Source organism: Bacillus sp. NPDC060175 (assembly GCF_042728695.1).
Classification (GTDB): Bacteria; Bacillota; Bacilli; order Bacillales; family Bacillaceae_G; genus Bacillus_A.
Genome location: NZ_JBHWYR010000007.1, coordinates 93,374 through 109,727 on the forward strand (window position 1 = coordinate 93,374; position 16,354 = coordinate 109,727).

The following is a 16,354-nucleotide window of genomic DNA, read 5'->3' on the forward strand; positions in this document are numbered from 1 at the left end:
AGGTCCGACTGGAAATACAGGAGCGACAGGAAGCACGGGAGCAACTGGAAATACAGGCCCAACAGGAGTCACAGGTCCGACCGGAAATACAGGAGCAACCGGAAGTACGGGAGATACAGGTCCGACTGGAAATACAGGAGCGACAGGAAGCACGGGAGCAACTGGAAATACAGGCCCAACAGGAGTCACAGGTCCGACCGGAAATACAGGAGCAACCGGAAGTACGGGAGTAACTGGAAATACAGGAGCCACAGGAAGCACAGGTCCGACGGGAAGTACAGGAGCCACGGGAAGTACGGGACCGACAGGAGTGACAGGTCCGACCGGAAATACAGGAGTAACCGGAAGTACAGGAGTAACCGGAAGTACGGGAGCGACGGGAAGCACAGGTCCGACGGGAAGCACAGGTCCGACGGGAAGTACAGGAGCAACGGGAAGTACGGGACCGACAGGAGTGACAGGTCCGACCGGAAATACAGGAGTAACCGGAAGTACAGGAGTAACCGGAAGTACGGGAGCAACGGGAAGCACAGGAGCGACGGGAAGCACCGGCCCAACGGGAAGTACGGGACCAACAGGAAACACGGGAGCGACGGGAAGCACAGGTCCGACGGGAAGTACAGGAGCAACGGGAAGTACAGGAGCAACGGGAAGTACGGGAGCGACGGGAAGTACAGGAGCAACGGGAAGTACGGGAAGTACGGGAAGTACGGGAGCGACGGGTCCGACAGGAAATACGGGAGTCACAGGAAGTACGGGTCCAACGGGAAACACGGGAGCAACGGGAAGCACAGGCCCGACAGGAAGTACGGGACCAACAGGAGGCACCGGGTCAACAGGGAGTACGGGAACGACTGGAGTTAGTACAACGGCTACGTATGCTTTTGCTAATAATACATCTGGAACAGCTATATCGGTTCTTTTAGGGGGGACGAATGTTCCTTTACCAAATAACCAAAATATTGGACCGGGAATTACGGTAAATGGTGCTAATACGGTATTTACAGTTGCAAATGCAGGCAATTACTATATTTCATATACAATTAATATAACTGCTTCGCTATTAGTAAGTTCGCAAATTATTGTTAATGGAACTGCTTTGTCTGGAACTGTTAATTCACCAGCAATAGCTACAACTGCTTTTAGTGCTACGGTTATTTCAAATATTCCAGCAGGAGCGACTATAAGTTTACAATTATTTGGTTTAATTGCTATTGCGACATTGTCAACGACTACACCAGGAGCGGTATTAACAATTATTCGCTTAAGTTAATAAAAAAGGGAGCCTTGAAGCTTTTATGCTTCAAGGCTTTTTATTTGTTTGAGCAAAAACATCGCAGTTCGAAAATATATTATAATAGAATGAAGATAGATATAAGTTTGGCAGAAAGGGAGAGTGGCGATGCAGGAGAAGGTTAAAGATTTTTTCGGACGCCCACTTCAAGATTTGCGCATCTCTGTCATTGATCGTTGTAATTTACGGTGTACGTATTGTATGCCAGCGGAAGTGTTTGGTCCTGATTATGCTTTTTTGAAAGATGAGTTTTTACTGACATTTGATGAAATCGAGCGATTAGCAAAAGTATTTGTTAGCATCGGTGTACGGAAAATTAGACTTACTGGCGGTGAGCCATTGCTCCGTAAGGACTTAACAAAACTTATCGAACGTCTCGTGAAAATTGACGGTTTAGTAGATCTAGGATTAACGACAAATGCGATTCATTTAACGAAACAAGCGAAGGCGTTAAAAGAAGCTGGGTTACACCGAGTAAATGTTAGTTTGGATGCGATAGATGATAATGTATTCCGTGCAATTAATGGCCGGAATATGAATACGAAGCCAGTGTTAAAAGGAATTATGGCAGCGAAAGAAGCAGGCCTTGAAGTGAAGGTAAATATGGTTGTGAAAAAAGGGATGAATGATCATCAAGTACTTCCGATGGCTGCGTATTTCAAAGAACAAGGAATTTCACTTAGATTTATTGAGTTTATGGATGTTGGCAGTACGAATGGGTGGAATTTTGATCAAGTTATTACGAAACGAGAATTGATTGACATAATTCATCGAGTATATCCAATTGAGCCGGCTGAAGCTCATTATTTTGGTGAGGTTGCGAAGCGGTATCGATACGTTGGAACGAATGTAGAGGTTGGTTTTATTACCTCTGTTTCTGAGTCATTTTGTTCTTCTTGTACGAGAGCAAGAATTTCAGCAGATGGAAAGTTTTATACTTGCTTGTTTGCGACAGAAGGAATGGATTTAAGGAAACTTCTGAGGGAAAACCTTTCAGATAATGAGTTATTAAAAGCTATACAAGATGTATGGGAGAATAGAAAAGATCGATATTCAGATGAACGGACCGAAGAAAGTGCGAAAAATCGTCCGAAAATTGAAATGTCTTATATAGGAGGATAAGAAAGGGGGATGTCGTATGCAAGAGCGATATTCAAGACAAATGTTATTTTCTGGTGTTGGGGAAGAAGGGCAACGGAAAATAAGAAGGAAGCACGTGCTCGTCATCGGTGCTGGTGCGCTTGGAGCAGCGAATGCAGAAGCAATTGTTAGAGCAGGTGTAGGAAAAATAACAATTGCTGATCGTGATTATGTAGAATGGAGTAATTTACAAAGGCAACAATTATATACAGAAGAAGATGCAAAGCATTATAAGCCGAAAGCAATTGCGGCAGCAGAACATTTAAAGGCAATTAATTCCGAAGTAGAAATTGTACCGGTTGTGACTGATGTAACGGTGCAAGAAATGGAAGAGTTAATTAAAGGGGTAGATTTAATATTAGATGCGACAGATAATTTTGAAACGCGCCTTCTTATTAATGACATATCTCAGATGTATAAGGTTCCGTGGATATACGGAGGATGCGTTGGAAGTTACGGAGTAACTTATACAATCTTGCCAGGGAAAACGCCGTGTTTTCGATGTTTAATGGAACATCCGGCGAGCGGAGCGACATGTGATACGGCCGGTATTATACAGCCAGCAGTGCAATTAGTAGTTGCACATCAAATAACGGAAGCCTTGAAAATATTAGTAGAAGATTTTGAGGCACTTCGTGAAACGATGCTATCATTTGATCTTTGGAATAATCAACAGATGGCATTTAAAGTGAATAGGCAGAAAAAGGATACATGTTTATCTTGTGGAAAATTACGTACATATCCGAGTTTAACATTTGAAGCACAAACGAAAACAGAAGTATTATGTGGGCGAAATACAGTTCAAATCCGTCCAGGTGTGCGTCAGGGTTTTAATTTAGAAGAAATTAAAAAGCGCTTACAAAAAAGTGTGGATGTAAAAGCAACGCCGTATTTATTATCATTTCCAGTGGAAGAATATCGTTTTGTTTTATTTACAGATGGCAGGGCGTTTATTCATGGTACAAATGATATGAATGTTGCGAAACGACTATATACAAGATATATAGGTTGAACCTAAAGGGGAATCCTTTAGGTTCAAATGGAAAAGGTAGGATTAAGAATTTCTAATATAATCTCCATTTTTTCCGCCCGTTTTTTCAAGTAAGTACGTTTCGCCAATAATCATACCCTTATCAACGGCTTTACACATGTCATATACAGTAAGGGCGGTAGCGGAAGCAGCTGTTAAAGCTTCCATCTCAACGCCGGTACTACCTTCTGTTTTAACTTTTACTTCAATAAGTAGTCGATATTGTTCTTCTGACTGTTTCCAATCGAAAGAGACGTCAACACCTTTTAATAATAAAGGATGGCACATTGGGATAATATCAGAAGTACGTTTTGCAGCCATAATGCCTGCGATTTGTGCGACGGCCAATACGTCACCTTTACCAATTTCGTTGTGTGAGATTTTATCAAAAATTTCTTTCGCAACGAGAATGCTAGAGCGTGCTATTGCTGTTCGAACGGTTATTTTTTTGTCACTTATATCAACCATTTTAGCGCGTCCTTGGTCGTTGAAATGTGTGAATGAAGACATGGAATTCCTCCTTGAAGTAATTGCGATTTAATATATAAAGTGTAATCGAGATTAGATATTTTGCAAATATGAGGTGAGAAACAATGGTAGAAAAACGAATCCCGATTCAAGTTGCTGAGGCAGTAGAACGGGTTATGAAATACGCTAAGCATGGTGAAGTAGAAGAAGTTTCTATTACAGAAAGTTACGGGAGGATTCTTGGGGAGGATGTTGTCTCAGATCACGACGTTCCTCACTTTGATCGTTCTCCTTACGATGGTTTCGCAATTCGAGCAGAAGATACGAAAGACGCAAGTCAAGAGCATCCGGTTGAATTTGAAGTAATAGGAGAGATCGGAGCAGGTTCTGTTTTTACAGAAGAAGTAGGGGCTTTTCAGGCGGTTCGTATTATGACAGGAGCAGCTATTCCAGAAGATTGCAATGCAGTCGTAATGCTAGAACTGACGGAAGGATGCGAGAGGAAAGAAAGTACATATATGAAGTTGAAACGCCCTTTCCAAAACGGTGACAATGTGTCATTTAAAGGAGAAGATATAAAACAAAATCATGTCCTTGTTAAGAAAGGTGTTGTAATCAATCCAGGTGTTTCCGCATTATTAGCGACGTTTGGATATAGCACTGTGAAAGTTGTAAAACAGCCTGTTGTCGGTATTGTAACGACAGGAAGCGAATTACTAGAAGTGCATGAGGCGTTAGAGCCAGGGAAAATTAGAAATAGTAACTCTTATATGATTGCCGCTCAAATTATGAAAGCTGGCGGAAAAGTGCGTTACTATGGACAACTTGCAGATGAGTTAGATGCATGTTTTACAGCTGTTAAATCAGCGATGGATGAGGTTGATATTTTAATTACAACGGGCGGTGTTTCAGTAGGGGATTACGACTATTTACCAGCTATTTATGAAAGGCTACAGGCGAATGTACTCTTTAATAAAATAGCGATGAGACCGGGGAGTGTAACGACAGTAGCTGAAGTTGATGGAAAGCTACTCTTCGGTTTATCAGGTAATCCGTCAGCTTGTTATGTAGGTTTCGAATTATTTGTGTATCCAATTATGAAAACGTATTTGCATGCGAAGGAACCTCACATATATAGGACAGACGCTATTTTGCAAAAAGATTTTCCGAAACCAAATCCGTTTACTCGTTTTGTAAGAGCGAAAGCGAGCATTGTTAATGGGGCACTACAAGTGGCCCCGGTCGGTTTAGATAAGTCGAGTGCGGTCTCTTCACTTGCGGATGCAAATGCTTTTATCGTGCTGCCTGGAGGGACGAGAGGATTTGAAGCAGGAATGAAAGTGTCTGTATTATTGTTAGAATGCTCTGAGGGAAGTGATTGGCCGTGGGCAAAGCCTCTTCAATCTTACAAATAGTAGGGTATCAAAATAGCGGGAAAACAACACTTGTAGAGAAGATGGTACATGCATTAGCTGAAAGAGAAATAAAGGTTGCTACAATTAAACATCATGGTCACGGGGGCTTTCCTGAAGTAGCGCAAAAAGATAGTGAAAGACACCGAAAAGCTGGTGCTGTAGTAAGTAGTGTAGAAGGCGCTGGATTACTATCTCTGTCCTCTTTACGAGATGAATGGTCCTTGCAAGAAATTATTCGCTTGTACGAATTTTTTGAAGTGGATACGATTTTAATAGAGGGCTATAAAGCTGAGGAATATCCAAAAATAGTGTTACTTCGTTCTGCAGAAGACGCTGAACTTTTACATAAGGTAGAAAATATAGCGGCGGTTATTACGTGGTATGATGCTCCGTCAAATGTACGAGAAGAATATAAAGTATTTCATATAACAGAAGAAAAATTGTATATAGACTGGTTTTTACAAACGGTTAGGGGTGCAAAATGATAAATACGTATTATGAAGTAATTGATACAGAAATCTCGATTGAAGAGGTGGCAAAGAAAGTAGTTCGCCGTGAATGTGGTGCTGTCACAACATTTATCGGAACAGTTAGGGAGTTTACGAAAGGGCGTCGTACACTATACTTAGAGTATGTAGCTTATAAGACGATGGCAGAAAAGATGCTACAGAAAATTGGGTCAGAAGTGAAGGAGAAGTGGCCCGGTACACATGTTGCAATTACACATCGCATCGGCACGCTGCAAATTTCTGATATAGCGGTTGTTGTGGCTGTATCAACGCCTCATCGCAAAGAGGCTTATGAAGCGAATGAATATATTATGGAGCGTATTAAGCAAATTGTTCCGATTTGGAAAAAGGAGTTTTGGGAAGATGGTGACTCATGGATTGGTGACCAATTAGAAAAAACACCATATCCAGCAGGAGAGCCTGGGAAGGGGTTATAAATATGATTCGAGTATTGTTATTTGCGAACTTGCAAGAAGAAGCAGGGACGAGTGAATTACAAATAGAGAAAGAAAATATTACGGTTGCACAATTGAAAGATATTGTTGCGAAAGAATATAATGTACCAGTGTCAGCACCAATTATGGTTGCAATTAATGAAGAGTACGCGAACGAAGATGATACGATACAATCTGGTGATGTTGTTGCGTTGATACCACCAGTGAGCGGTGGTTAATATTGGATTTTTGCTATAAAAAACGACTTTCCTAAATAGGGAAAGTCGTTTTTTTATGGCATTTTGGAGAACACTATCTTATAGGAAAAGGAGGAAGTTATGAAAAAGATATGTGTAATGATTTCAATGATATGTTCTGTTTTTTTCTTTTCTCCAAGTAATTCTTTTGCCAAAGAATCGACGGAACAGCTTTTAGAAAGTGCGTTACTGAATAGGTACTATTCAGTTATTAGGCAAGCAACGGAAGATCAATATGAATGTGATTCAGTTATAAATATAAAACGTCTCGGTAAGAAAGATGAGTTCGTTCCTAGATTTGAAATTACGCTACAATTTCTTACGTTTCAAGGTGCACATAATCCGCCGAATGATAAAGTTACACTTACTTTGGAAGATAATTTAGATCACGTAAAGATAAAGAAAGTGGAGCGAGAAAAGAATGTTTCTGGCGCTATTGTAGAAAAGATTTGTGCACGAAAAAACGAAAAAATAAAAGCTCACTCTAATGATTTAGAGCGGTAACCTATGACATTTTGTAGAGAAAGGTAATGAGCGATGGATATACTTTTAGCGATTTTACCAGCTATATTTTGGGGGAGTATTGTGCTATTTAACGTGAAACTGGGCGGGGGACCGTATAGTCAAACGCTCGGTACAACGTTCGGTGCACTTATCTTCTCAATTGTTGTTTATATTTTTATGAAGCCGGTATTAACTCCGACCGTTATTGGAGTTGGAATTGTATCCGGCTTATTTTGGGCACTTGGTCAAGCGAATCAATTAAAAAGTATTGATTTAATGGGTGTTTCCAGAACGATGCCGATTTCAACAGGGCTTCAATTAGTCGCGACAACATTATTTGGGGTTATCGTGTTTCATGAATGGTCAACGACGATATCGGTCGTCCTTGGAGTTTTGGCGCTCGTTTGTATTATTATCGGGGTTATTTTAACATCGCTTCAAAGTAAAGAAGAGAAGAATGCAGAGCAAGCAAGAAATTTCAAAAAAGGAATTATTATTTTATTAATTTCAACAGTCGGTTATTTAGTTTACGTAGTAGTTATCCGGTTATTTAACGTGAACGGTTGGTCGGCTTTATTACCACAAGCGGTCGGTATGGTGTTAGGCGGGATTTTACTTACATTTAAACATCATCCATTCAATAAATATGCGATTCGAAATATTCTTCCGGGATTAATTTGGGCAGCGGGAAATATGTTTTTATTCATTTCGCAACCGCGAGTTGGGGTCGCGACAAGCTTTTCCCTTTCTCAAATGGGAATTATTATTTCTACGCTTGGCGGGATTCTTATATTAGGTGAAAAGAAAACAAGGCGTCAATTAATTGGGATTGTTATTGGTATCGTTTTTATTATTGCAGCTGGAATTATGTTAGGCATTGCGAAAGGTTAAGGGAGGTATTGAAATGTATAGTGATTTAGAAGGGAAAGTCGTCGTTATTACAGGATCAGCAACTGGTCTCGGAAGAGCGATGGGAGTAAGGTTTGCTAAGGAAAAAGCGAAAGTGGTTATTAACTATCGCTCAAGAGAGTCAGAAGCGAATGATGTATTAGAAGAAATTAAAAAAGTAGGCGGAGCAGCGATTGCTGTAAAAGGTGATGTTACGGTTGAATCAGATGTTATAAATTTGATTCAATCTGCTGTAAAAGAATTTGGTACGCTCGACGTTATGATTAATAATGCAGGGATAGAAAATGCGGTACCATCGCATGAAATGCCGTTAGAGGATTGGAATAAAGTAATTCATACAAATTTAACAGGCGCTTTTTTAGGAAGTCGTGAAGCGATCAAATATTTTGTAGAACACGATATTAAAGGCTCGGTTATTAATATGTCTAGTGTTCATGAGAAAATCCCGTGGCCATTATTTGTTCATTATGCAGCGAGTAAGGGTGGGATTAAGTTAATGACAGAAACGTTAGCATTAGAATATGCACCAAAAGGTATTCGAGTAAATAATATTGGTCCTGGTGCAATTAATACGCCAATCAACGCTGAAAAGTTTGCTGATCCAAAGCAGCGTGCTGACGTAGAAAGTATGATACCGATGGGCTACATTGGAAAACCTGAAGAAATCGCAGCAGTAGCAACGTGGCTCGCTTCAGCAGAGGCAAGCTACGTAACCGGAATTACGTTATTTGCAGATGGTGGAATGACTTTATACCCATCGTTTCAAGCGGGGCGTGGGTAATATGAAAGGCCAAAGAGATTTAACTCTTTGGCCTTTTTTACGCAAAAAAAAATAGCGGTCGGCTATTTTTAAAATTAATGATTGATTGTATCTTGAAGAAATTCTGTTGCTTGATGTTCTGAAACATTCTGTACGAGCGCAACTTCACTAATAACCATTTTACGCGCATTATCTAGCATTTGTTTTTCGCTCGCATTTAATGCTCTTTCTTTATTGCGACGAAGTAAATCACGAACAACTTCTGCACTATCTTGAAGATTGCCGTTCTTCATTTTTTCCATATTCATTGTATATCTTTGTTTCCAAGAGAGTGAGGGGTCTGATTCCCCATGATGAAATTCAAGAAGTATACCATCTAACGTACCTTTATCGACGATATAACGTATACCCGATTTGTGTAATTGATCTATCGGAAGCATTACTTGCATATCTTTACTAATGATGCGTATAACACAATATTGACGCGTATTGCCTAATATTTCTTTTTCTTCAATTGCTTCGATGATTCCTGCACCGTGCATTGGATAAACGATTTTATCACCAATTTGAAACAAATCATCCACCTCCATATGTGGTAACCATTTTTAATGATAACATACGAGGATAAAAATGTCAAATTTTATATAATATCATATATGATATACTGTAGTCAACATATAAAAGTCGTTTTTTTATGTGTTTTTTTGCTCTTATAAGTTGAATAAGTAGAGGGGATTTTTTTAGAAAAATAGTACAGGCACAGAAAGAAGGCATATCCACTTATTTTTAAGCATAAAATATAAAATCGCTAATACAATATACCTAAATCCGTTCTTTGCAAGGGAGGGAGAGAAGGTGGGGCGCACAATTAGAATTGATATTACAAATAAAGTTGTAGCTAAATTTAGGCAAGATTATTTGGAATTATATACGAGTAAGTTTATGATAGGTAAGTTTTATGTCTATACTGAAGATAAACAATATGTGTTAGAAGACGGATATATATATGAAGATGGAAAGTTTTATCGCATCATAGATACGCACCGTGGCAATAAACAAGCGGCGGAGGGCTGCGATCTAGGATGGTGTTAACATGATTCGTGTGAAAGTGTTTGATGAAAGTCATGAAAAAGACTTGGAAGAATCTGTAAATGTATTTTTGAAAAAAATTGATGATGGAAATTTTGTAGATATAAAGTATCAAGTTGGTGTTTCAATTAACGATGATGAAAATCAAATTTATTGTTTTTCAGCGATGATTGTTTATAAAGCATAAAAAAGAGCTGGGGAGCCAGCTCTTTTTTATGCTTTACGTTGGGACAACATGTGTCGGTAAAATATTCATAATAGATTGTGTTGCGTCGATTTTCTTTGTCGTTAAAAGAACTTCTTCTGTTTCATGCTCCTGAGCATCAGTACACATACCGAGGTGATAACGATCACCTAAAAATGGATCAATATAAAAACCGTTTTTGAAAACTTTATCATTCGGGTGTTTTTTGTGGTGAATTTCAGAACAGTTAATGCAGTAGAACATAGCTTTCATCCCCTTTTCGTTGTTGGTTAAAAAAGTGAGTGGGTAGTCATTTCGCTTCTAAGGAAATGTTGAGGAGAAGAGAAATAACTACCTACCCAAAATGGTGGGCATATTCCTTCTGATTTTACATATCTCGCGTATTGTCCCCGAGGGAAGGAGGAGAGACGAAGTACAGGTGAGATAAGTTAGGCACCTCGCTCAATATGAATGATGGAGTTTCATGTTGAGAGAAGTTTTTATTTTTTATTGCCTTTGTGAGTATATTATGAGGAAATGCCGAGAGGGTGTTTGTCCTGTTGAAAAAATGTTGAGAATTTCTCAACGGTGAAAAGAATCAGCGTTGACATGAAACTAAAAGGTGTTATATTATTTAAATACAACCAAAAGGTGTTATGTTTTAATGCCGAATAAAGGAGATATAAAATGGAACAACAAAATACATTAAATGATATTAAACAAACAATCGTTTTTGACGCGCCTATTCAAAAAGTATGGAATGTAGTATCAACTGCAGAAGGAATTGCGTCATGGTTTATGCCAAATGATTTCGAATTAGAGGTAGGACATGAGTTTCATGTGCAATCACCTTTTGGACCATCACCATGTAAAGTGTTAGAGATTGATGAACCAAATCATTTATCTTTCTCATGGGATACAGATGGTTGGATTGTTTCATTCATTTTGAAAGACTTAGGAGATAAAACAGAATTCACGTTAATTCACGGCGGCTGGAAACATCCTGATGAAATTCTTCCGAAAGCGAATGCGAAGAGCTCTATTATTCGCGATAGAATGAATGGCGGCTGGGTAGCGATTGTAAATGAAAAACTGAAAAAGGTTGTTGAAGGTTAAATGTCTTCGTCAGCAGCGAAATATGATGTATTTCAAGCAATTGCTGATCCAACCCGCCGAGAAGTGTTACGGTTATTAAGTGATAAAGAGTTACCAATTTCAAAAATAACGAATCATTTTCCGATGAGTCGTACTGCTGTTGTAAAGCACCTTCATATACTTTCCGAAGCGAATTTAGTAAGCGGAAGAAAAAGCGGAAGAGAGAAGATATATCGTTTGCATCCAGAACCATTAGAGGAATTACAGCAGTGGCTCTCGTACTATGAACGATTTTGGGATAATAAATTGTCCGTGCTTAAACATATTGTGGAGAATGAAGAATAGATTTTATGCAAAGAGGATGACCAAAATAAAATGGTCATCCTCTTTATTATTGCTCACTGGTTTGTGTAGCTGGCTTTAATAAAATCCAAGCGATAATTAATGTAAATACCGCTAATACGAAAGTACTCATATAAATAACGTGTACACTTGCTGCTAATGCGGATTGTGATTCAGTTGCTACAGTTGCTGTAGTTCCGCCGTGTCCACCAGAAGATACAAGATCAAGGTTTTTAATACCACGTGCGTGAATCATTGTATTGAAGATCGTTCCGAATATTGCAGCACCTAATGTTTGACTAAATGTATTAATAAATGTGTTTAAACCAACTGCCGTTCCGCGCGTATGGGTCGGTACAGCTGCTTGAATTGTTACCATATAAATTGGTGTAACAAGCCCCATTCCTAAGCCGAATAATCCGACTGCAACATAAATAAGGAATGATGGTGAATCTGTTGATAATGTAAATAATAAGAAAGTAGCAACTGATAAAATGCTAGCTCCAAGTAAAATAATTTGTTTCGTTTGTAACTTGCCAACTAAGTTACCGGAGAACATCGCACCGAATGTCCACATAACAGGAATCGGCATTAAAATGAGTCCAGCCTCTGTCGCATTTTTTCCTAAAACACCTTGGCTCCAAATTGGAAGATACACTGTAATACTAATAATCATTGCGCCAGCAATAAGTGTTAGTATGTTTATTGTAGATAATGTACGATTAGAGAAAAGTGCTAGCGGAATTAATGGTTCCGGAGACTTTTTCTCGATGTATAAGAAAATAATGAATGAAACAGCGGCAAAGATTAATAGGCCGATAATTGAAATGTCTCCCCAGTTTTGCTTACTGCTACCTGTTAATAATGCGTATAGCAGAGCGATTGTACTTAATGAGAAGACTGTTGCACCAAGGTAGTCGATATGTTGCTTAGCTGCGGACTTAACAGATTCCTTATAAGAAGTGGCAAACATTAAGCAAGCGATAATTCCAAAAGGAACGTTTAAGAAGAAAATATAGCGCCAAGAAAGAGAATCAACTAAAAATCCACCTACTAACGGCCCAATAACACCAGATACTCCCCAAACGGCACTCATCCAGCCTTGTGCTTTCGCGCGGTCTTTCGCTTCGCTATATAGATCTCCAATAATCGTCATTGTGATCGGCATAACCGCACCAGCCCCTATACCTTGAAGAGCACGGAAGAAGATTAATTGTTCCATTGATGTAACGACTCCGCAAAGTGCAGAACCGATTAAGAAGATTGTTGCTCCGATGAGCAGAACTTTTTTACGGCCGAATAAATCAGCTAGCTTTCCGTATATTGGAGTCGAAACAGCTGTTGCAAGCATATAGATTGCATATACCCAACTAACAAGTTCGACGCCTGACAAATCACTCGTTATACGAGGGATCGCTGTACTAACAATCGTTCCTTCTACCGCAGAAAGAAACGTCATTAGCATTAAAGACATCATGACTTTTTTTCTCATTTGTTTTCCCCTTACCCTTTTTCGAATATTCAACAATATAAAATATAAAGGTACTAAGGTATATAAAGCAACAAAAAAGCAATGGGAAGTTAGGAGGAAGGGATATTTTTGAAGAAACGGTCGATATATTTAAAGTATCGCCAATATAATTTCGTGTACTGCTTTGCTATTTCAACATACTAAAAAAGAAACAGGAGTCCCTGTTTCTTTTTTTAGTATTGCATTTTCGCATTTTGTCCTGCTGTTGTTCCGGCAATTCGACCAGTAACAAGGGCGGATGTAATGTTATAGCCGCCAGTATAACCGTGAATATCAAGAACTTCTCCGCAGAAGTATAAACCATTCGTGAATTTCGAAGCCATTTCTTTCGGGTTAATTTCTTTAACGGAGACCCCTCCGCCAGTAACGAATGCTTTTTCAATGGACTGCGTACCATTTACATGGACGGTAAATTCTTTAAAGTCTTTCACAAGTGCACGAATCTTCTCGTGAGAAACTTGTCCAGCTTGTTCGCTACCGTCAATTTCATTTTTTTCTAATAAGAATAGGAAGTAACGCTCAGGAACATAGCCTTTTAAAACGTTTTTAATTCCTTTTTTCGGATCTTCTTTCATTTGTTTCAGCATGCGCTGGAACAGTTGCTCACTATTTTCTTCTGGCAATGCATCGATACTCATGTGCACTGTGTTCGTTTTAAACTTTTTCATCGCTTTCACAACGAATTGGCTACAGCGAAGAGCAGCAGGACCAGATAGACCGAAGTGAGTGAAAAGCATGTCCATTTTATGAGAAATGATAACTTTTCCTTTCGGGTTTAATACACTTAAGTTTACATCTCGTAAAGCAAGACCTTGTAATGTGCGGTCACGAATAAACGGTTCGTTTGAAAGAATTGGTACTTCTGTTGGGAAAAGTTCTGTAATTGTATGCCCAGCTTTTTCAGCCCAAGCGTATCCGTCTCCAGTAGAACCAGTTTGAGGAACAGATTTTCCGCCAACAGCGATAACGACGTGATTCGTTTCTAACACTTCACCTGTTTGCAGAACAACAGCCTTCGTTTGACCGTTTTCATATTCAATCGTTTCAACAGGCGTATTCGTACGTATTTTCACACCTAAGTCTTTTAATCGTGTTAACAGTGCATCTACAACAGATTGCGCTTTATTTGATACTGGGAACATGCGGCCATGATCCTCTTCTTTCAGTTTTACACCGAGATTTTCGAAGAATGTAATAATATCTTCATTACTGAAAATAGAAAAAGCACTGTATAAGAAGCGACCATTTCCAGGTATATGTTTAACGATTTCATCAAGTGGTAGACGGTTCGTTACGTTACAACGACCACCACCAGAAATCGCGAGTTTACGTCCTAGTTTATTTCCTTTATCAAGAAGTAAGACGCTTGCGCCTTCTTCAGCAGCACCGATTGCAGCCATTAGCCCTGAAGGACCGCCGCCGATGACAATAACATCATAATGCATAATATATCGACCTCATTTTCTACATTTCCTGCCTAAAAGAATAGCATGTTTTCCCTTAAAAGAAAAATAGAGTGAAGTACTGCTTAAGAGGAGAATTGTGGTACAATACAAAAGTTAGAGTTCAGCATTATCCTGCTATTTATGGGCAATAAGACTACTACCTTAAGATTTAAGAGAAGTAAAGGGGAGTTAAAGCGGCCTGTAAATGCTCGAATGGTTAGTAGGAGGAGAGTCTCCCACTAATTATAGTTTCACTTTATGTAGATGTAGGAGGATTTTTGTATGTCCGATTCAAAATTTCTGCGCGGAACGCTTATTGTGACGTTAGGGACATTTTTAGTAAAGTTCTTAGGCATGATTTACGTCTTTCCGTTTCATGCATTAGTAGGCACAGAAGGCGGAACGCTCTATACATATGGATACATTCCATATACGATATTTTTAAGTATCGCAACGGCAGGGGTGCCGCTTGCTGTTTCGAAGTTTGTTTCCAAATATAATGCACTTGGAGATTATAAAACGAGCCGGAGAATGTTCCGCTCGGGAATGGTTATGATGATAGTAACAGGAGTTCTTTCCTTCTTAGTACTGTACATGACCGCACCATTATTTGCAGAAGCAATGCTTGGTAAACAAAGTTTACAAAATAAGATAGAAGAAGTTACGACGATTATTCGCCTCGTAAGTTTTGCGCTTATTGTTGTGCCGGCAGCAAGTTTGATTCGTGGTTATTTCCAAGGCCACCAATCGATGGGACCGACTACGGTTTCACAAATTATTGAGCAAATTATTCGTATCGTCTTTTTATTAGCGGGTAGTTTCATCGTTATTAAAGTACTTGGCGGTACAGTAGCAACGGCAGTTGGGGTTGCGACATTCGCTGCATTCGTTTCAGCAGTTGGAGCACTTGGCGTATTAATTTGGTACTGGTTAAAACGTAAAAAATATTTGGATCAATATTTAATTGAGCAAACTGTACCAGAATCAACGGTAAGTACCGCTCAATTGTTTAAAGAGTTGTTTGCATATGCAATTCCTTACGTTGTAATTGGATTAACAATTCCTTTATATCAACAAATTGATACATTGACATTTAACTCTATTATGCAGGCGATTGGTCAAGGAGATATCGCAGAGCGGGCACTTGGTATTTTCACGATGTGGACGCATAAATTAATTATGATTCCGGTATCACTTGCAACAGCGTTTAGTTTAACGCTCGTACCAGCGATTACAAAGTCGTTTACTGAAAAGCAATACCGTTATTTGAAATTACAAATTACACAAACATTCCAGGCGAATATGTTTTTAACATTGCCAGCAGTTATCGGCATTTCTACACTTGCATATCCAATTTACACTGCTTTCTACGATTCAGATCCACTAGGTGGACAAGTATTAATGTGGTATGCACCAGTTGCATTGTTATTCGCTTTATTCACAGTAACAGCAGCTATCTTGCAAGGGATTAACAAGCAGAAACATGCGGTTATTGCGCTTGTGATGGGTGTTATTTTGAAATTTGTATGTAACGTAATCTTTATTCGTTATTTCGGTACAGTTGGGGCGATTTTAGCTACTGCAGTCGGTTTCTTAGCTTCCGTATGGTATACGAATAGACAAATCAAAAAACACGCACACTATTCATTTGGTGTTGTATATAAGAGAACATTCCAAATTGCAGTATTAACACTTGTAATGGTTATTGCTGTAAAACTATCACAATGGCTTCTATCCTTCATGATTTCGCCTGATGGCCGTATTGGTGCTCTTATTACAGTTGCGATTTGTGCAGGTATTGGTGGTCTTGTTTACGGATTGTTAGCGATTCGCACGGGAGTACTAGAAAGAGTATTTGGCGGAGAAGCTTTAGAGAAAATCCAGCGTAAACTTGGTAGTAGATTCAAAATAAAGTTGAAATCAAAAGGGGCGTAAATACGTCCCCTTT

20 protein-coding genes are annotated in these 16,354 nt (G+C 39.2%); 15 read left to right on the top strand and 5 right to left on the bottom strand.

What is annotated here, in order from left to right:
• The 3 genes from ACFWDE_RS06280 to ACFWDE_RS06290 form a co-directional block, all read left to right on the top strand.
• Nucleotides 1-1,273: BclA C-terminal domain-containing protein (locus ACFWDE_RS06280; RefSeq protein ID WP_377890826.1), on the top strand; the 1,273-nt coding region annotated here is incomplete at its 5' end.
• A 129-nt stretch (nt 1,274-1,402) separates the two neighbouring features.
• Nucleotides 1,403-2,416, top strand: coding sequence for a GTP 3',8-cyclase MoaA (gene moaA / locus ACFWDE_RS06285; RefSeq protein WP_316280407.1), 1,014 nt, complete (start codon nt 1,403-1,405; stop codon nt 2,414-2,416).
• Between the two features lie 16 nt (nt 2,417-2,432).
• Nucleotides 2,433-3,446 (top strand): molybdopterin-synthase adenylyltransferase MoeB, encoded by a 1,014-nt coding sequence (locus tag ACFWDE_RS06290; protein WP_377890828.1) that lies wholly within the window; start codon nt 2,433-2,435, stop codon nt 3,444-3,446.
• A gap of 42 nt (nt 3,447-3,488) precedes the next feature.
• On the opposite strand, the gene moaC is transcribed toward ACFWDE_RS06290, so the two are convergent.
• Nucleotides 3,489-3,974, bottom strand: a complete 486-nt coding sequence (gene moaC, locus ACFWDE_RS06295) for a cyclic pyranopterin monophosphate synthase MoaC (RefSeq protein ID WP_377890830.1) — start codon at nt 3,972-3,974, stop codon at nt 3,489-3,491.
• 83 nt (nt 3,975-4,057) lie between these two features.
• On the opposite strand from moaC, the gene ACFWDE_RS06300 reads away from it, so the two are divergent.
• From ACFWDE_RS06300 to ACFWDE_RS06330, 7 genes are all read left to right on the top strand, one after another.
• A complete protein-coding gene (locus ACFWDE_RS06300) occupies nt 4,058-5,347 on the top strand; it encodes a molybdopterin molybdotransferase MoeA (RefSeq protein WP_377890832.1) in 1,290 nt (429 codons plus the stop codon).
• On the top strand, nt 5,311-5,832 hold the full coding sequence (gene mobB / locus ACFWDE_RS06305; RefSeq protein ID WP_219920579.1) for a molybdopterin-guanine dinucleotide biosynthesis protein B: 522 nt from the start codon (nt 5,311-5,313) through the stop codon (nt 5,830-5,832). The genes ACFWDE_RS06300 and mobB overlap by 37 nt, the downstream gene beginning before the upstream one ends.
• A complete protein-coding gene (gene moaE / locus ACFWDE_RS06310) occupies nt 5,829-6,293 on the top strand; it encodes a molybdopterin synthase catalytic subunit MoaE (protein WP_377890835.1) in 465 nt (154 codons plus the stop codon). Before mobB ends, moaE begins: the two co-directional genes overlap by 4 nt.
• A gap of 2 nt (nt 6,294-6,295) precedes the next feature.
• Nucleotides 6,296-6,529 carry a molybdopterin converting factor subunit 1 gene (gene moaD, locus ACFWDE_RS06315; protein ID WP_002145315.1) on the top strand — a complete coding sequence of 78 codons (234 nt, stop codon included), beginning with the start codon at nt 6,296-6,298 and terminating at the stop codon, nt 6,527-6,529.
• A gap of 99 nt (nt 6,530-6,628) precedes the next feature.
• Complete coding sequence (locus ACFWDE_RS06320; RefSeq protein ID WP_002145316.1) at nt 6,629-7,051, top strand: DUF3888 domain-containing protein; 423 nt, start codon at nt 6,629-6,631, stop codon at nt 7,049-7,051.
• A 33-nt stretch (nt 7,052-7,084) separates the two neighbouring features.
• A complete protein-coding gene (gene glcU / locus ACFWDE_RS06325) occupies nt 7,085-7,942 on the top strand; it encodes a glucose uptake protein GlcU (RefSeq protein WP_377890838.1) in 858 nt (285 codons plus the stop codon).
• A 13-nt stretch (nt 7,943-7,955) separates the two neighbouring features.
• On the top strand, nt 7,956-8,741 hold the full coding sequence (locus ACFWDE_RS06330; protein ID WP_377890840.1) for a glucose 1-dehydrogenase: 786 nt from the start codon (nt 7,956-7,958) through the stop codon (nt 8,739-8,741).
• Nucleotides 8,742-8,815: 74 nt separating this feature from the next.
• On the opposite strand, the gene ACFWDE_RS06335 is transcribed toward ACFWDE_RS06330, so the two are convergent.
• Nucleotides 8,816-9,310 carry a CarD family transcriptional regulator gene (locus ACFWDE_RS06335; RefSeq protein ID WP_087963297.1) on the bottom strand — a complete coding sequence of 165 codons (495 nt, stop codon included), beginning with the start codon at nt 9,308-9,310 and terminating at the stop codon, nt 8,816-8,818.
• Nucleotides 9,311-9,575: 265 nt separating this feature from the next.
• Here ACFWDE_RS06335 and ACFWDE_RS06340 point away from each other — a divergent pair, with 265 nt between their 5' ends.
• Nucleotides 9,576-9,812 carry a DUF2553 family protein gene (locus ACFWDE_RS06340; protein WP_002089059.1) on the top strand — a complete coding sequence of 79 codons (237 nt, stop codon included), beginning with the start codon at nt 9,576-9,578 and terminating at the stop codon, nt 9,810-9,812.
• A gap of 1 nt (nt 9,813) precedes the next feature.
• On the top strand, nt 9,814-9,996 hold the full coding sequence (locus ACFWDE_RS06345; protein WP_002160180.1) for a sporulation protein Cse60: 183 nt from the start codon (nt 9,814-9,816) through the stop codon (nt 9,994-9,996).
• 33 nt (nt 9,997-10,029) lie between these two features.
• Here ACFWDE_RS06345 and ACFWDE_RS06350 read toward each other — a convergent pair whose 3' ends face one another.
• The gene (locus ACFWDE_RS06350) at nt 10,030-10,257 is read right to left on the bottom strand and encodes a DUF3973 domain-containing protein (protein ID WP_215569305.1); all 228 of its coding nucleotides are present in this window, start codon (nt 10,255-10,257) and stop codon (nt 10,030-10,032) included.
• A gap of 423 nt (nt 10,258-10,680) precedes the next feature.
• On the opposite strand from ACFWDE_RS06350, the gene ACFWDE_RS06355 reads away from it, so the two are divergent.
• Together ACFWDE_RS06355 and ACFWDE_RS06360 are read left to right on the top strand one after the other, a co-directional pair.
• Nucleotides 10,681-11,109, top strand: a complete 429-nt coding sequence (locus ACFWDE_RS06355; RefSeq protein ID WP_002160182.1) for an SRPBCC family protein — start codon at nt 10,681-10,683, stop codon at nt 11,107-11,109.
• Entirely contained in the window at nt 11,110-11,433 is a 324-nt protein-coding gene (locus ACFWDE_RS06360; protein WP_377890844.1) for an ArsR/SmtB family transcription factor, read from the top strand.
• A gap of 46 nt (nt 11,434-11,479) precedes the next feature.
• Here the strand turns inward: ACFWDE_RS06360 and ACFWDE_RS06365 are convergent, their stop codons facing one another.
• Together ACFWDE_RS06365 and ACFWDE_RS06370 are read right to left on the bottom strand one after the other, a co-directional pair.
• Nucleotides 11,480-12,922, bottom strand: a complete 1,443-nt coding sequence (locus ACFWDE_RS06365; protein ID WP_377890846.1) for an MDR family MFS transporter — start codon at nt 12,920-12,922, stop codon at nt 11,480-11,482.
• A gap of 212 nt (nt 12,923-13,134) precedes the next feature.
• Nucleotides 13,135-14,406, bottom strand: a complete 1,272-nt coding sequence (locus ACFWDE_RS06370) for a BaiN/RdsA family NAD(P)/FAD-dependent oxidoreductase (protein WP_377890848.1) — start codon at nt 14,404-14,406, stop codon at nt 13,135-13,137.
• A gap of 282 nt (nt 14,407-14,688) precedes the next feature.
• Here ACFWDE_RS06370 and ACFWDE_RS06375 point away from each other — a divergent pair, with 282 nt between their 5' ends.
• Complete coding sequence (locus ACFWDE_RS06375; protein WP_002112344.1) at nt 14,689-16,341, top strand: putative polysaccharide biosynthesis protein; 1,653 nt, start codon at nt 14,689-14,691, stop codon at nt 16,339-16,341.
• The last annotated feature ends 13 nt before the right edge of the window (nt 16,342-16,354 follow it).

What these genes read in the sequence shown, in the direction of transcription:
- moaA (WP_316280407.1), top strand. Translation starts at nt 1,403, where the DNA reads ATGCAGGAGAAGGTTAAAGATTTTTTCGGACGCCCACTTCAAGATTTG.
- ACFWDE_RS06290 (WP_377890828.1), top strand. Translation starts at nt 2,433, where the DNA reads ATGCAAGAGCGATATTCAAGACAAATGTTATTTTCTGGTGTTGGGGAA.
- moaC (WP_377890830.1), bottom strand. Translation starts at nt 3,974, where the DNA reads ATGTCTTCATTCACACATTTCAACGACCAAGGACGCGCTAAAATGGTT.
- ACFWDE_RS06300 (WP_377890832.1), top strand. Translation starts at nt 4,058, where the DNA reads ATGGTAGAAAAACGAATCCCGATTCAAGTTGCTGAGGCAGTAGAACGG.
- moaE (WP_377890835.1), top strand. Translation starts at nt 5,829, where the DNA reads ATGATAAATACGTATTATGAAGTAATTGATACAGAAATCTCGATTGAA.
- moaD (WP_002145315.1), top strand. Translation starts at nt 6,296, where the DNA reads ATGATTCGAGTATTGTTATTTGCGAACTTGCAAGAAGAAGCAGGGACG.
- ACFWDE_RS06320 (WP_002145316.1), top strand. Translation starts at nt 6,629, where the DNA reads ATGAAAAAGATATGTGTAATGATTTCAATGATATGTTCTGTTTTTTTC.
- glcU (WP_377890838.1), top strand. Translation starts at nt 7,085, where the DNA reads ATGGATATACTTTTAGCGATTTTACCAGCTATATTTTGGGGGAGTATT.
- ACFWDE_RS06330 (WP_377890840.1), top strand. Translation starts at nt 7,956, where the DNA reads ATGTATAGTGATTTAGAAGGGAAAGTCGTCGTTATTACAGGATCAGCA.
- ACFWDE_RS06335 (WP_087963297.1), bottom strand. Translation starts at nt 9,310, where the DNA reads ATGGAGGTGGATGATTTGTTTCAAATTGGTGATAAAATCGTTTATCCA.
- ACFWDE_RS06345 (WP_002160180.1), top strand. Translation starts at nt 9,814, where the DNA reads ATGATTCGTGTGAAAGTGTTTGATGAAAGTCATGAAAAAGACTTGGAA.
- ACFWDE_RS06350 (WP_215569305.1), bottom strand. Translation starts at nt 10,257, where the DNA reads ATGTTCTACTGCATTAACTGTTCTGAAATTCACCACAAAAAACACCCG.
- ACFWDE_RS06355 (WP_002160182.1), top strand. Translation starts at nt 10,681, where the DNA reads ATGGAACAACAAAATACATTAAATGATATTAAACAAACAATCGTTTTT.
- ACFWDE_RS06360 (WP_377890844.1), top strand. Translation starts at nt 11,110, where the DNA reads ATGTCTTCGTCAGCAGCGAAATATGATGTATTTCAAGCAATTGCTGAT.
- ACFWDE_RS06365 (WP_377890846.1), bottom strand. Translation starts at nt 12,922, where the DNA reads ATGAGAAAAAAAGTCATGATGTCTTTAATGCTAATGACGTTTCTTTCT.
- ACFWDE_RS06370 (WP_377890848.1), bottom strand. Translation starts at nt 14,406, where the DNA reads ATGCATTATGATGTTATTGTCATCGGCGGCGGTCCTTCAGGGCTAATG.
- ACFWDE_RS06375 (WP_002112344.1), top strand. Translation starts at nt 14,689, where the DNA reads ATGTCCGATTCAAAATTTCTGCGCGGAACGCTTATTGTGACGTTAGGG.